Annotated in this window: 9 protein-coding genes; 3 read left to right on the top strand and 6 right to left on the bottom strand. The window is 69.7% G+C overall.

The genetic code is table 11. The annotated features are described in order from the left end of the window. Positions 1-17: 17 nt before the first annotated feature. Together AC3A57_RS06965 and AC3A57_RS06960 are read right to left on the bottom strand one after the other, a co-directional pair. Entirely contained in the window at positions 18-395 is a 378-nt protein-coding gene (locus AC3A57_RS06965) for a hypothetical protein (protein WP_221672223.1), read from the bottom strand. A 122-nt stretch (positions 396-517) separates the two neighbouring features. Further along, complete coding sequence (locus AC3A57_RS06960; RefSeq protein ID WP_487578226.1) at positions 518-1,693, bottom strand: thiolase family protein; 1,176 nt, start codon at positions 1,691-1,693, stop codon at positions 518-520. A gap of 361 nt (positions 1,694-2,054) precedes the next feature. Here AC3A57_RS06960 and AC3A57_RS06955 point away from each other — a divergent pair, with 361 nt between their 5' ends. Next, entirely contained in the window at positions 2,055-4,859 is a 2,805-nt protein-coding gene (locus tag AC3A57_RS06955) for a S8 family serine peptidase (RefSeq protein ID WP_487578225.1), read from the top strand. An 850-nt stretch (positions 4,860-5,709) separates the two neighbouring features. Here AC3A57_RS06955 and AC3A57_RS06950 read toward each other — a convergent pair. The 3 genes from AC3A57_RS06950 to AC3A57_RS06940 all read right to left on the bottom strand — a co-directional run bounded on the left by AC3A57_RS06950 (position 5,710) and on the right by AC3A57_RS06940 (position 8,864). Further along, positions 5,710-6,867, bottom strand: a complete 1,158-nt coding sequence (locus AC3A57_RS06950; RefSeq protein WP_221672226.1) for an isovaleryl-CoA dehydrogenase — start codon at positions 6,865-6,867, stop codon at positions 5,710-5,712. Position 6,868: 1 nt separating this feature from the next. After that, a complete protein-coding gene (locus tag AC3A57_RS06945) occupies positions 6,869-7,627 on the bottom strand; it encodes a carbonic anhydrase family protein (RefSeq protein WP_487578224.1) in 759 nt (252 codons plus the stop codon). A 133-nt stretch (positions 7,628-7,760) separates the two neighbouring features. After that, entirely contained in the window at positions 7,761-8,864 is a 1,104-nt protein-coding gene (locus AC3A57_RS06940) for a Glu/Leu/Phe/Val dehydrogenase dimerization domain-containing protein (protein WP_221672228.1), read from the bottom strand. 154 nt (positions 8,865-9,018) lie between these two features. Between AC3A57_RS06940 and AC3A57_RS06935 the strand changes: the two genes are divergently transcribed. Next, a complete protein-coding gene (locus AC3A57_RS06935) occupies positions 9,019-9,366 on the top strand; it encodes a hypothetical protein (RefSeq protein WP_487578223.1) in 348 nt (115 codons plus the stop codon). 573 nt (positions 9,367-9,939) lie between these two features. Here the strand turns inward: AC3A57_RS06935 and AC3A57_RS06930 are convergent. Next, positions 9,940-10,260, bottom strand: a complete 321-nt coding sequence (locus tag AC3A57_RS06930) for a YXWGXW repeat-containing protein (protein WP_487578222.1) — start codon at positions 10,258-10,260, stop codon at positions 9,940-9,942. Between the two features lie 474 nt (positions 10,261-10,734). On the opposite strand from AC3A57_RS06930, the gene AC3A57_RS06925 reads away from it, so the two are divergent. Continuing rightward, positions 10,735-14,265: a methylmalonyl-CoA mutase family protein gene (locus tag AC3A57_RS06925; RefSeq protein WP_487578221.1), complete on the top strand. Its 3,531-nt coding sequence runs from the start codon at positions 10,735-10,737 to the stop codon at positions 14,263-14,265. Positions 14,266-14,825: the final 560 nt, after the last annotated feature.

Raw genomic sequence — 14,825 nt, 5'->3', positions numbered from 1 at the left:
TATCGCGCGAGGCGATATTACTTCTTGGCTTCTTCCTTGGCAGCTTCCGCCGGAGCGGCAGCGTCCTTGGCGGCGTCGGCAGCCTGGCCAGCGGCGTCGGCAGCGTTCTTGGCGGCGTCGGCAGCGGCGTCGGCAGCAGCCGGGGTGGTGGCGGCGGCAGCGGCGTCGGCCGAGGTGGCGGCGGCGTCGGCGGCGGTGGCAGCGGCGTCGGCCGAAGCAGCGGCGGCGTCGGCGGTGGCGGCGTCGCCAGCGGCAGCGGCGGTGTCAGCAGCGGCCTGGGCTTCGGTCGAAGCGGCAGCGGCGTCGGCGGAAGCTTCTTCGGCCTGCTTCTGGTTCGAGCAAGCGGCCAGGGCCAGGCCCAGAGCCAGGGCGATCAGCGCCTTGTTGAAATTCATGATTCGGATTCCTCGTCGTTTAGTTAGGCAACGCGCAGTTGCGCGCCGATAACATGATGACAAGCCGGTGACGTGTGTCAAGCGGCCCGCCGGTTTTTTTTGTGCAACGCGTTTTTAACTTTTTACACCAACTCGATCGCAATTGCGGTGGCTTCGCCGCCGCCGATGCACAGCGAAGCCACGCCGCGCTTGCCGCCGCGCGTACGCAAGGCATTGATCAACGTGACCACCAGGCGCGCGCCGCTGGCCCCGATCGGGTGACCCAGAGCGACTGCGCCGCCGTGCACGTTGAGCTTCTCATGGGGGATGCCGAGGTCCTTCATCGGCGCCATCGCGACGCAGGAAAAGGCCTCGTTGACCTCGAACAGGTCGACGTCGGCGACGCTCCAGCCGGCCTTTTCGAGCACGTTTGAAATCGCTTTCACCGGCGCGGTGGTGAACCACTCCGGGGCCTGGGCGTGGCCGGCATGAGCGACGATCCGCGCCAGCGGCGCCAGGCCGCGCGCGGCGGCGTCCTCGGCCGACATCAGCACCGCGGCGGCGGCGCCGTCGGAGATCTTCGACGAGGACGCGGCGGTCAGCACGCCGTCCTTGCCGAACGCCGGGCGCAGGCCCGGAATCTTGCTGACGTCGATCTTGCCCGGCTCTTCGTCGCTGTCGACCACGGTGTCGCCCTTGCGGCCCTTGACCGTCACCGGGACGATCTCGTCCTTGAAGTGGCCGGCGCTCTGCGCGGCCTGGGCGCGCTTGACGCTTTCCTCGGAAAACGCGTCGATCGCGGCGCGGTCGAGGCCGTACTTCTCGCACGCGGCGTCGCCGAACACGCCCATCGCCTTGCCGTCGTAGGGGTTGGTCAGGCCGTCCCAGGCCATGTGGTCGAGGAACTCGGCGCTGCCGTAGCGGATGCCGGTGCGCGAGTTGTTGAGCAGGTGCGGAGCGTTGGTCATCGACTCCATGCCGCCGGCGACGACGACCTTGGCCGAGCCGGCCTTGATCAGGTCGTGGCCGAGCATGATCGCCTTCATGCCCGAGCCGCAGACCTTGTTGATGGTGGTGCAGCCGGCGGCGGTGGGGATGCCGGCGGCGAGCGTGGCCTGGCGCGCCGGGGCCTGGCCGAGGCCGGCCGGGAGCACGCAGCCCATGATCACTTCGTCGACCTGGTCGGCGGCGACGCCGGCCTGCGCCAGCGCGCCGGCGATGGCGGCGCTGCCCAGGGTCGGCGTCGGGACGCCGGTGAACTGGCCGAGGAAGGAACCGATGGCGGTGCGCTTGGCACCGACGATGACGACGTCGCTCATGGGGCGAGAACTCCGGGTTCTGTGCGCCGGCGGGGGCCGGCGGGTCGTAGGGCGCCGGCCGCGGCCGGAATCCGCGAATTATGCGGCGCCGTGCTGCAGCGCGGCAAATTCGGCATGGCGGATAACGAAAAACGAACAAATCGCCCGCGCCAGCCGGCCGGCCGCTGAATGCCGTAGCGGCCAAAACCGGCCCCAGGCGCCCCGGGCCGGGGGCAGGGCGCCCCGGCGCGGCGGCGGCGGGGCAGTGCCGCGCGGCACAGATGAGCCGGTGATTGTCGCGGCCCCGAGCTTGGACTAAAACGTGACCGAGCGCAGCCCTTCCGCAAGGGTGCGGACGCTGCGCCTCCTACGGGGGTGTGCGATGAAGCGATACGCAGCGGTGGCGCGGCCGGCAGCGCGCCTGAGCCTGTCCGCGCTGGTGCTGGCCCTGGCCGCCTGCGGCGGGGGCGGCGGAGGCGGCGGCAACGTCCGCGCCGATCCGCCGCCGGCCACGCCGCCGCCGACCACCCCGCCGCCGCCGAGCCCGAACCAGCCCGCGGCCGACGTCCACCTGGCCCTGACCAACGCCCGCGCCGCGCACGCCCTGGGCCTGACCGGGCAGGGCATCCGCATCGGCGTGGTCGACAGCGGGGTGCGCCGGGCCCATCCGGCCCTGACCGGCCGGGTCGGGCCGATGCTGCTCTACACCGACCCGCGCAGCAACAACCACGCCATCGACGACGTGCTCGGCCACGGCACCTACGTCTCGCAGATCGCCGCCGGCACCCCGGTCGGGCAGTGGCCCGGCGGCATTGCCCCGGGCGCGCAGATCGTCTCGGCGCGGATCCTGGCCGACACCCGACCCAGCGACGACGGCTCCGGCCAGGGCAACCAGGCCACCAACAACGGCGGCCTGGACATCGTCAGCCGCGACCTCATGAACGCCGGCGTGCGGATCATGAACAACTCCTGGGGCGGCCTGTACTGGACCGGCGACAACGTCACCCAGAGCTTCATCGCCGCCTACCAGCCCTTCATCGACAACGGCGGCCTGGTGGTGTTCGCGACCGGCAACGAATCGCGCCCCGACCCGACCGACAACGCCTCGTTGCCCAGCCAGGGCGCCGGCGCCTCGATCCTGGAGCGCGGCTGGCTGGCCGCGGCCGCGCTGGACAGCAACAACCCGACCCAGTTGGCCAGCTATTCCAATGCCTGCGGCATCGCCATGCGCTACTGCCTGGTCGCGCCCGGCAATGTCATCGCCACCGGGGTCAACGATGCGGTCGGCAGTCCGACCTACTGGTTCATCCAGGGCACCTCGTTCGCCGCGCCGCAGGTGTCCGGCGCGGCGGCGCTGGTCTGGCAGGCGTTCCCTTACTTCAACAACGACCTGGTCCGGCAGACCCTGCTCGGCAACGCCAAGGATCTCGGCGCGCCCGGAGTCGACCCGGTGTTCGGCTACGGCCTGCTCGACATCGGCGCGGCGGTGCGCGGCCCGCGCCGGTTCGATTGGGGCGACGTGCGGGTCGCCTTCGACGGCAGCTCGACCTGGTCCAACCCGATCGCCGGCGCCGGCGGCCTGATCAAGGAAGGCAGCGGCAGCTTGCGTTTGGACAGCGCCGCCGCCCACACCTACACCGGTGCGACCCAGGTCAATGCCGGCGTGCTGCGCTTGAACGACAACGGCGTGCTGGCCTCGCCGCTGGCGGTGCGGCCGGGCGCCAGCTTCGTCGGCGGCGCCGGCGCGCGGGTCGGCAATCGGGTCGACAACCAGGGCGCGCTGCGCCTGGAAGGCGCCGGCCTGCGCATCGACGGCGACTACCTGCAAAGCGCCGGCGCGCAACTGCAGTTCCTGATCGGCTCGCGCCTGGAGGTCGGCGGCAGCGCCAGCCTGGCCGGCGGCGCGCACGTGCTCGGCCAACTGCCGGGCTATGTGCGCTCCAGTCGCGAGGTGTTCCTCACCGCCGGCAGCGTCAGCGGCACGTTCGATAGCCTGAGCAGCGCGCCGGGCGTGTTCCTGCTGGCGACTCTGGGCTACAGCGGCACCCAGGCCTGGCTCGATATCGTCGCGCTCAACATCACCGCGGCGGCGCAGAGCATCGGCGTGCCGACCGCGGCCGCGGCCGCGGCGCAGCGTGTCGACGGCGCCCTGGCCGGCTTGAACGGCGGCGCTGCAGCCAACGGCGACGGCGCGCAGGGCGGATTCGGCGCCGGCCTCGGCGCCTTGCAGCGCAGCGCCGATACGGCGCAGGCGCGGCGCTCGCTGGCCAGCCTGTCGGGCGAACTGCACACCGCCGACGCGGCCTTCGCGCAACTGGTGATCGAGGCCAACCGGCGCGCGCTGGAGTCGCGCCTGGACGCGCAGGTACGGCGGCCGCAGGATGGCGCCTGGAGCGAGCGCCTGGACGCGCAGCGCGTCGCCGCCGGACGCTACGAACTCGACGCCGACGGCTGGGTGCTGGGTCAGGACCGCCGCCTCGGCGCCTGGACCTACGGCGCCGCGCTGAGCCGCAGCGAAGGCCATGCCCGCCACGCCGAACTCGGCGACCGCGAGCGCAACCGGCAGACCGAGGCGCAGCTGTACGCAGCCTGGAACGGCGAGCGCAACTACGCCTTCGGCCGCGCCGCGTTCGGCTACATGGACCGCGAACTGCAGCGCGAGATCGCCCTCGGCGCGAGCCGGTTCGGGGTTGGCAGCGACTACGGCGAGCGCTACCTGCACCTGGGCCTGCAGGCCGGCCGCCGCTACGGCCGCGGCGCGACGGTGTTCGCGCCTTACCTGGGCGCCGAGCTCATGCGCCTGCAACGCGAGGGCTTCGACGAGCCCGGCGCGCTCGGCTTCGGCCTGCGCAGCGAAGCGTCCCGCCTGCAGGCGACCCAGGCCCTGGCGGGCCTGCGCCTGCAGCGCGAAGGGCAGTGGGGCGGGACGCGTTGGCGCTGGGACGCGCGCGCCGAATGGCAGCGCCGGCTGAGCCTGCGCGGCGACGCCATCGCCGCGCGCTTCACCGCGATGGAGGTGTGGGCGCCGATCCTCGGCGAGCCGCTGCCGGAGGAAGTCGGGGTGCTCGGCTTCGGCCTGGACCTGCGTTTTCCGCGCGCCGGCGCGTTGCGCCTGGATCTCGATCAGCGCTACGAAGACGGCGCGCCGCGCTTCGGCGCGATGGCGTGGTGGAGCTATCCGTTCTGACCAAGACGCTGGCGCCGACCGCAAGCGGCGCAGGCCCTTGTAGGAGCGGCGTGAGCCGCGACGGAGAAAGCGCAGGAAGGCCAATGGCATCGCAATCGGCCGAAGCCCGGTACCGTCGCCTGCTTGCGGTTCGCCTCGTTGCCGACGTGCCGCGGTCGCGGCTCACGCCGCTCCTACTCCCGAAAGTGCGGGGCGAAGCGCGGTGGCGCAGCGCAAACCCAAACGCCGTCGCGGCGACGGCCAGCCGCGCTTCGGCGCGATGGCGTGGTGGAGCTATCCGTTCTGACCAAGGCGCTCGCGCCGACCGCAAGCGGCGCAGGCCCCTGTAGGAGCGGCGTGAGCCGCGACGGAGAAGGCGCAGCAAGGCCAATAGCATCGTAATCGGCCGAAGCTCGGTACCGTCGCCTGCTTGCGGTTCGCGTCGTTGCCGAGGTGTCGCGGTCGCGGCTCACGCCGCTCCTACTCCCGAAAGTGCGGGGCGAAGCGCGGTGGCAGCAGCGCAAACCCAAACGCCGTCGCGGCGACGGCCAGCCGCGCTTCGGCGCGATAGCGTGGTGAAGCTATCCGTTCTGACCAAGACGCTGGCGCCGACCGCAAGCGGCGCAGGCCCTTGTAGGAGCGGCGTGAGCCGCGACGGAGAAAGCGCAGGAAGGCCAATGGCATCGCAATCGGCCGAAGCTCGGTACCGTCGCCTGCTTGCGGTTCGCCTCGTTGCCGACGTGCCGCGGTCGCGGCTCACGCCGCTCCTACCCCGAACCTGCGAAGCGAACAGCAATGCCGGGCGCAAACCAAAACGCCGTCGCGGTTGCGACGGCGTTCGGCTTGCGGCGACCGCGGGACGCGGTGCGGCTCAGCTCTTGCCGTCGAACAGCTCGCGGCCGATCAGCATGCGGCGGATTTCGTTGGTGCCGGCGCCGATCGCGTACAGCTTGGCGTCGCGCAGGATGCGCCCGGTCGGGTACTCGTTGATGTAGCCGTTGCCGCCCAGGGTCTGGATCGCTTCCAGCGCCACCTGCACCGCCGCATCGGAGGCGTGCAGCAGGCACGAGGCGGCGTCGACCCGGCTCTTGTGCCCGGCATCGTAGTCGCGCGCCACTTGGTAGGCGAAGGCGCGGCTGGACTGCAGCGCGGTGTACATGTCGGCGATCTTGCCCTGCATCAGACCGAAGGTGCCGATCGCCACGTCGAACTGCTTGCGCTCGCGCACGTAGGGCAGGGCGATGTCCAGCGCCGCCTGCATCAGGCCCAGCGGGCCGCCGCTCAGCACCAGGCGTTCGGTGTTGAGGCCGCTCATCAGCACCTTGACCCCGTGGTGGACCTCGCCGAGCACGTTCTCGGCCGGGATCTGGCAGTCCTCGAACACCAGCTCGCAGGTGTTGGAGCCGCGCATGCCCAGCTTGTCCAGCTTTTGCGCGGTGCTGAAGCCCTTCATGCCCTTCTCGACGATGAAGGCGGTCATGCACTTGCTACCCGCGTCCTTGCCGGCGGTGCGCATGTACACGATCAGCACGTCGGCCTCGGGGCCGTTGGTGATCCACATCTTGTTGCCGTTGGCGACCCACACGCCGTCGCGCAGCTCGGCTCGGCAGCTCATCGAGCCGACCACGTCGGAACCGGCGCCCGGCTCGCTCATCGCCAGCGCGCCCTTCCATTCGCCGCTGCACAGCTTGGGCAGATACTTCGCCCGCTGCGCCTGGTTGCCGTTGGCGTACAGGTTGGACACGCACAGGTTGGAGTGGGCGCCGTAGGACAGGCCGACCGAACCGGACGCGCGCGAGATCTCCTCCATCGCCACCAGGTGAGCCAGATAGCCCATGTCGCTGCCGCCGAACTCGCCCGGCACGGTCATGCCGAGCAGGCCCAGCTCGCCGAGCTTGGGCCACAGGTCCTGCGGAAAGGCGTTGTCGTGGTCGATCTGCGCCGCGCGCGGTGCGATCTCGGCTTCGGCGAAACGGCGCACGGCATCGCGCAGCGCGTCGATCTCTTCACCCAGGGGAAAACTGCGCATATCAGCCCTCGTAACGAATCAGCGGCCGCCCATTGAGCGGTTGGAGGTTGCGGTTGTTGCGGCGGTAGTGCGACAGGAACCCGTCGATCTGCCGTTGCGACATGGTCACCGGCGCCGGCATCACGTACCACTCGACATTTTCCGTCAGCGGCGGGGTCGTGAGCGAGCCCAGGTAGTGGTAGTAGGCGTGCGACTTCGGGATCAGGCCCTCGATGTCGATCTCGTGCTGGGCCGGCTTGCGGCCCGGCTGCAGGCCGTCGAGCACGTCCTGCGCGACCGGATTGGCCTGGCCCTGTTCATACATCACCCCGATCACCGCCAGCCGGCCGTCCTGGGCCTTGAACACGAAATGCCCTTCGAGCGGGAAATGCCGGCCGTCCAGGGTGTGTTCGCTCTGCGAGTGGAAGTGGAACTGGGCCAGCTTGAAATGGCGGCCGCGGATGGTGGCTTCGGTGGCGTGGGTGTCGACCTGCACCGCATGGCCGTTGTCTTCGACCTTGTCGATCGGGCCGTGGGTGTGGCGGAACTCGATCGCGCCCGGCTCGGCCGCATCGGCGGCGACGGCGCTGGCGGTGACGATGTCGATCGGCGACTGCGACTGGGCCGACGCGGCCTGCCAGGAGGCCTGGCGGTCGTAGTCGTAGACCTCGCGATGGCCGGCGGCGGCCGGTTCCTTGGCCTGCACGGCGCAGGCGCCGGCGAGAGCGAGGGACAGGGCGACGGACAGAATGAGGGGTGGGGCGATGGCGAGCTTGGGCATGGCGGGCTCCAGGGGCTGGCGACGCGAACGCGGAACGGACACACGGCGAAGGGCGCGTCATGCCGAACGCAGCGACGCGCCATCCCCCTAGGTCGGATGCGACGACGGGGCCGTTCGGCCCCGTCGAAGTGGATCAGTGGCCGCCGCGGATGCGGCCGCGGAAGCTCGGCGTGCTGCGGCCGAGCGGCAGCTTGAGCTTGCCGATCGCGTTGATGCGCTCTTCGGCCAGGCGGTCGGCGGCGGTGTAGGTCGGGATGCTGTCGCGCTCGGCGATCTCGAAGATGCGGCCGAGGTTGTGGTAGATGGTGCGCATCATGCGCATCGCGCGCTCGCGGTTGTAGCCGTCGAGTTCCAGCGCCACGTTCATCACGCCGCCGGCGTTGACCGCGTAGTCCGGCGCGTACAGGATGCCGCGCTTGGCCACTTCGTCGCCGATGGCGTTGTTGGCGAGCTGGTTGTTGGCGGCGCCGCAGATGATCTTGGCCTTCAGGCGCGGCAGGGTCTGCTCGTTGACGGTGCCGCCCAGCGCGCACGGCGAGTACACGTCGGCGTTGACGTCGTAGATCTCGTCCAGGCCGACCGCTTCGGCGCCGTACTCGGACACGGCCTTGTCGACCAGGCCCTTGTTGATGTCGGTGACGAAGATCTTCGCGCCGCGCTCCTTGAGCAGCTTGACGAATTCCATGCCGACGTGGCCCAGGCCCTGCACGGCGTAGCTGTACTTGCCGACTTCCTCGTCGCCGAAGCGCTTGTTCAGCGCCGCCATCAGGCCCTGCAGGGTGCCGTAGGCGGTGAACGGCGACGGGTCGCCCGAACCGCCGTGGACCTGGTGCACGCCGGTGACGTACTCGGTCTCGCGGTACACGTATTCCATGTCGTTGACGTCGATGCCGACGTCTTCGGCGGTGATGTAGCGGCCGCCCAGCGAATCGACGAACTTGCCGAAGGCGCGGAACAGGGCTTCGGACTTGTCGGCCGACGGGTCGCCGATGATGACCGCCTTGCCGCCGCCGATGTTGAGGCCGGCGACCGCGTTCTTGTAGGTCATGCCGCGGCTCAGGCGCAGCACGTCGTTCAGCGCGTCCTGCTCGGTCTTGTACGGCCACATGCGCAGGCCACCCAGGGCCGGGCCGAGCACGGTGTTGTGAATCGCGATGATGGCCTTCAGGCCGGCGTCCTTGTTATGGCAGAAGACGACCTGCTCATGGCCGAAGGTGTCGAGGGTTTCGAAAATCATCGGGTGCTCCGAACCGGCGCGGGCTGCGCGTAGCGCTGGCGACGCCAGGTGGTGTGTAAGTCGTTGAATGGGAATGGATTGGCCTGTACGTCGTGGCGGTGGGGCCCGGCGTAGCGCGGCGTAGTCTAATGCAATCGGCCGATACGGCTAGGTATTGCAAGGCCCGTGCGGTCGTGGCTGGCAGGGCAGGGAGGCGCATTCAGGAAGGTACGCGGCGGCGCCGCGCGCGCCCGTCGCGGTCGCGGCGGCGTCGGGGTGCGGAGACGACCGGCGCGCGGCATCGCCGGGTTTTTCGCCAAGCGACGGCGGTACCGCGGACCTGCTCGCCCTGGCGCGGCCGGACCGCGCGCGCAACGACTTTGCCGCGGCTGGCTGTTGGGTGTTGCGCAGCGGCATGCGCGCAAGACAGCGCACGAGCGTTCGCAACGGCGCCGGCGAGGTCGTGCCCATCGTGCGGCTTGTCTCGATCCAAATCGGCGTCGCGCGCATCGGCGCGGCGTGAGCTCACTACGCGCAGGACGCGCGGATGCGGCGTGGCGCCGCTGGGTTCGCGCCTGGCAGCCGGCCGGTGCTTGACGACGCTGCGTTGGCCGCAGCGAGCGACGACGCGGCGACGCAGGCCGGCTGCGCGGAAGCCCCGCAGCGGCGGAGGGCGTCAAGCCGCAAGCCGATACCGGGGCTGCGGCGGTCGACGCTCGGCTTGACACCCTGCGTCTGTAGGCGGCGGTGCCGGTGTCCGCGTCGCTGCCGCGAGCGCGTTGGCTTCGATTGCCGGAACCGATGCGAGGTCCCAGGACTTCGTCGCGATCGCGCAAGGACTGCGAGGCGTCGCCCGTGCGAAGCGCATGCGCCGCCAGGGCGGCGCCGGGGAACGGTCGCGACGCGGTCCGGCGCCGACCGGCCAGCCGGGGGGCTCGGCCGGGCGGCGCTTATCGATCGACACAGCCCGCACGGCGTCGTCGCCGTCGCGCGGGCAGTGACGAGGGAGCGGAGGACGTTAAGCCGCGGACCGCAGAGCGGTTTTCGGATCGTCGCCGCGCGGCTTGACCCACTGCGTCCCAGACGGATCCATCGATCAGCGGCGAACCCAGTAACCGTCGCGGAACCGCCAACCCGGGCCGTGGTGATTCCAGCGCGGCCCGACATACACATAGCCCGGCCGCCCCCGCAGGTAATGCCCGCCGACCCAGACGTAGCCGCGCCCGGTCCAGCGCCAATGCCCCGGCGCCCAGGCGTAGCCCGGCCGCGGCCGGACCCGTTCGTAGCGCGGCGGCGGAGGCGCCACCCGCACCACGTCCACATCGATATAAGTCCGCGCCTGCGCCGCCGGCGCGGCTACGCCCGCCATCGTCGCCACGCCGAACACCGCCGCCATCATCCACGCACGCATCGCCATCGTCGTTCTCCTCGTAGCCGGCGGCCACCCGCCGGTCATCGACACAACGCCGGACCCGCGCCGTCTGTTGACCCGGTCTCGCCCAGCGTTCAGACCGCTGTCGGGTTACTGAAGCTGCGCTGCATCCGGCTGGCGCACGGTGGCGGTGTCGTGCCTCTGCAGGAGCGGCGCGAGCCGCGACGAGCGAAGCGGTGAAACGCCGCATCGGTACCCGCAACCGAAGATCGCCCCGATCTGCGGCGGCCACATTGCGGGGTTCGGTCGAAGGCGCTTGCGGTCGCGACTGCGCTTGGTCGCGGCTCGCGCCGCTCCTGCCCCCGCAAGGCGGGGTCGCGACCGCGACCTGCGTCGCGGCCGTGGTTTGTTCGCGGTAAACCCGCCTAGCACCATCCCCCACCGCACGGCAAGCCCGCGAACGCGGGCGCCCGCGCGGGGCTACAATACGCGCAGCCCGCAACGCGTATCGAGATGCCCATGAGCACCACCGCTGCCAACGTTCCCGCCGCTCAGCCCGACGCCACTCCGCTGCGTTTCGTCACCGCCGCCAGCCTGTTCGACGGCCACGACGCGGCGATCAACATCATGCGTCGCCTGATCCAGGGGCAGGGCGCGGAGGTCGTCCATCTCGGCCACAACCGCTCGGTCGAGGACGTGGTCCGCGCCGCGCTGCAGGAAGACGCCGACGGCATCGCCCTGTCCAGCTACCAGGGCGGCCACGTCGAGTACTTCAAGTACATGGTCGACATGCTCAAGGAACGCGGCGCCGGCCACATCCGCGTATTCGGCGGCGGCGGCGGCACCATCACCCCGGAAGAGATCCGCGAGCTGCAGGCCTACGGCGTCGAGCGCATCTACCACCCCAACGACGGCATGCACATGGGCTTGGTGGCGATGATCGAGGACGTGGTGCGCCGCGCCAGCGACGCGCGGGATGCGGGACTCGGGACTCGGGACTCGCTGCTGCTCGGCAAGGCTTCGATCGACGACGAGATCAGCATCGGCCGCATGCTCTCCGCGATCGAGACCGGAATCTTCTCCGAAGCCGAGCTGGCGCTGCTGCGCAAGCAATGGGCTTCGGGCCTTCAAGGCGAATCCCGAGTCCCCAGTCCCGAGTCCCGCAAGCAGACCCCGGTGGTCGGCATCACCGGCACCGGCGGCGCCGGCAAGTCCTCGGTCACCGACGAACTGCTCAACCGCTTCCTGGCCAACTTCCCCGAGATGCGCATCGCGGTGATCTCGGTCGATCCGACCCGCCGCCGCACCGGCGGCGCGCTGCTCGGCGACCGCATCCGCATGAACTCGCTGCGCAGCCATCGCGTCTACATGCGCTCGATGGCCACCCGCCGGCAGAACGCGGCCACCAACACCGTGCTCAAGGACTGCATCGGCTTCCTGCGCAGCCTGGGCTACGACCTGGTCATCGTCGAAACCGCCGGCATCGGCCAGAGCGATTCGGAGATCGTCGACCTGGTCGATTTCCCGATGTACGTCATGACCAGCGACTTCGGCGCGCCGAGCCAGCTGGAAAAGATCGACATGCTCGACTACGCCGAGCTGGTCGTGCTCAACAAGTTCGACAAGCGCGGCGCCGAGGACGCGCTGCGCGACGTGCGCAAGCAGTGGAAGCGCAACCGCGTCGCGTTCAGCACCCGCGACGAAGACGTCCCGGTCTACCCGACCATCGCCAGCCAGTTCAACGACCCGGGCATCAGCTGGATGTTCGCCAACCTGTGCCGGTTGCTGCGCGAGAAGCTGGGAGTCGGCAAGGTGGAATCGGCGGCCGGCGCCGTTCGCTGCAGCTTCGATCCGCAGATCGATACTTCGCTCAAGGAACCGCGCGCGACCGTGCTGATCCCGGGCAGCCGGGTGCGCTACCTGGCCGAGATCGCCGAGCAGGGCCGCTCGATCAACAGGCAGATCGAGACCCAGGCCGAGATCGCCGACCGGGCGCAGTCGTATTGGCAGTCGTTGCGCGATCTGGAAGACGCTGCATTGCCGAAGGCGCTGGACCTGTATGCCGGCGAAGCGTTGCTGGGCGACGGCCAGGCCGCCGACCGCACCCTGCTGACCCTGCGCCAGCGCTACAACGACGCCGTCCAGTCGCTGACCTCCGAAGCGCTGAAGCTGCTGCGCGACTGGCCGGCGCGCTTGAAGTCGATCACCGACGAGGTCAACGAATACAAGGTCCGCGACAAGGTCATCCGGGTCGAGAACTACCGCGAGTCGCTGAGCCACCAGCAGATCCCGAAGATCGCCGCGCCGACCTACAAGAGCTGGGGCGAGCTGCTGACCTTCCTGCAGAAGGAAAACCTGCCGGGCTACTACCCCTACACCGGCGGCGTCTACCCCTACCGCCGCACCGGCGAAGACCCGATCCGGATGTTCGCCGGCGAGGGCACCCCGGAGCGCACCAACCGCCGCTTCCATTATCTGTCGGTCGGCCAGCCGGCCGCGCGCCTGTCGACCGCGTTCGACAGCGTCACCCTGTACGGCGAAGACCCGGCCGTGCGCCCGGACATCTTCGGCAAGATCGGCAATTCGGGGGTCAACATCGCCTCGCTGGACGACATGAAGAAGCTGTACTCCGGCTTCGACCTGTGCGCGCCCAGCACTTCGGTGTCGATGACCATCAACGGCCCGGCGCCGATCATCCTGGCGATGTTCATGAACACCGCCGTCGACCAGCAGGTCGAGAAGTACCTGCGCGAGGACCAGTCGCGCTGGGACGAGGCGCGGGCCAAGATCGACGCCCTGTTCGAAGGCCGCCAGCGCCCGCAGTACAGCGGCCAGCTGCCCGAGACCAACGACGGCCTAGGCCTGGGCCTGCTCGGCGTCACCGGCGACCAGGTCGTCGACGCCGAAACCTACCAGCGCATCCGCGACAAGACCCTGGCCACCGTGCGCGGCACCGTCCAGGCCGACATCCTGAAAGAGGATCAGGCCCAGAACACCTGCATCTTCAGCACCGAGTTCGCCCTGCGCATGATGGGCGACATCCAGCAGTTCTTCGTCGACAAGAACGTGCGCAACTTCTACTCGGTGTCGATTTCCGGCTACCACATCGCCGAGGCCGGCGCGAACCCGATCAGCCAGCTCGCCTTCACCCTGAGCAACGGCTTCACCATCGTCGAGTACTACCTCGCCCGCGGGATGAAGATCGACGACTTCGCGCCCAACCTGTCGTTCTTCTTCTCCAACGGCATGGACCCGGAGTACACCGTGATCGGCCGCGTCGCCCGCCGGATCTGGGCCCGCGCGATGCGCGAGCGCTACGGCGCCGACCCGCGCAGCCAGATGATGAAGTACCACATCCAGACCTCGGGCCGCTCGCTGCACGCCCAGGAAATCCAGTTCAACGATATCCGCACCACCTTGCAGGCGCTGTACGCGCTGTTCGACAACTGCAACAGCCTGCACACCAACGCCTACGACGAAGCCATCACCACCCCGACCGAGGAAAGCGTCCGCCGCGCGGTCGCGATCCAGATGATCATCAACAAGGAGCTGGGGCTGAACTTCAACGAGAACCCCTGGCAGGGCAGCTTCATCGTCGACAAGCTCACCGACATCGTCGAAGAGGCGGTGTACAAGGAGTTCGAGGCGATCAGCGAACGCGGTGGCGTGCTCGGCGCGATGGACACCATGTACCAGCGCGGCAAGATCCAGGAAGAAAGCCTGTACTACGAGCACAAGAAGCACGACGGCAGCCTGCCGCTGGTCGGCGTCAACACCTTCCTGCCCAAGGACCACGGCGGCGACATCGTCACCGAGATCGAGCTGATCCGTTCGACCGAAAGCGAGAAGGGCCAGCAGATCGACAACGTCCAGGCCTACCAGGCCGGCCGCAACGGCTACGCCGGCGACGGCCTGCGCGGCCTGCAGGCCGCCGCGCGCGAACGCCGCAACGTGTTCGCCAGCCTGATGGAAGCGGTCAAGACCCACAGCCTGGGCCAGATCAGCCACGCCCTGTACGACGTCGGCGGCGAGTACCGCCGCAACATGTAATCGGCGCCGCTGCATTGGTTGCGACGAAAGGCCCGCGCAAGCGGGCCTTTTCGTTTCCGCGCCGCTGCTGTTGCAGGAGCGGCGCGAGCCGCGACAGCCGAAGCGGTGGAACGCCGCGTACTCACCCGGATCGACCGATCGCCAAGTTTCGCGGCGGCACCGCCGCGGTCCGAGCCTCGGCGGGAGACGCTTGCGACCCTGGCTTCGGTGGTCGCGGCTCGCGCCGCTCCTACAGGGGGCGGCGCACAGACAGCGACCACGAAACCGCCAGAGTGGGAGCGGCGCCCCGCCGGGATTTCCTTCGGTTACGAGCCGCGACCGCGCCATCGCGACCTGCGGCGCAGTGGTCCTGCCGCCGCCCGAGAACGGCAAGGCCCACCCCTTCAATCGCCCATGATCCGCGACGCCCATCACGCCGTCGCGCCGTGGCGCGCGCCTGCCACCGCGGCGCGCATCGCGACCGCGAAACATCGCCCAGCGTATGCGCCAGGACTGTGGCGCAGGCACGCTTGCGCATCGCGAACCATGCGGATTTTCTCAATCGCGCCGCCGGGGTTCTG

The sequence above is a fragment of the Lysobacter sp. Soil_C_15 genome, from assembly GCF_057657315.1.
Note: the sequence above shows the minus strand (reverse complement) of the source record. Positions and strands in the feature narration are given on the sequence as shown.

Coding starts and splice junctions, on each gene's coding strand:
- AC3A57_RS06965 (WP_221672223.1), bottom strand. CDS start 395: ATGAATTTCAACAAGGCGCTGATCGCCCTGGCTCTGGGCCTGGCCCTG.
- AC3A57_RS06960 (WP_487578226.1), bottom strand. CDS start 1,693: ATGAGCGACGTCGTCATCGTCGGTGCCAAGCGCACCGCCATCGGTTCC.
- AC3A57_RS06955 (WP_487578225.1), top strand. CDS start 2,055: ATGAAGCGATACGCAGCGGTGGCGCGGCCGGCAGCGCGCCTGAGCCTG.
- AC3A57_RS06950 (WP_221672226.1), bottom strand. CDS start 6,867: ATGCGCAGTTTTCCCCTGGGTGAAGAGATCGACGCGCTGCGCGATGCC.
- AC3A57_RS06945 (WP_487578224.1), bottom strand. CDS start 7,627: ATGCCCAAGCTCGCCATCGCCCCACCCCTCATTCTGTCCGTCGCCCTG.
- AC3A57_RS06940 (WP_221672228.1), bottom strand. CDS start 8,864: ATGATTTTCGAAACCCTCGACACCTTCGGCCATGAGCAGGTCGTCTTC.
- AC3A57_RS06930 (WP_487578222.1), bottom strand. CDS start 10,260: ATGGCGATGCGTGCGTGGATGATGGCGGCGGTGTTCGGCGTGGCGACG.
- AC3A57_RS06925 (WP_487578221.1), top strand. CDS start 10,735: ATGAGCACCACCGCTGCCAACGTTCCCGCCGCTCAGCCCGACGCCACT.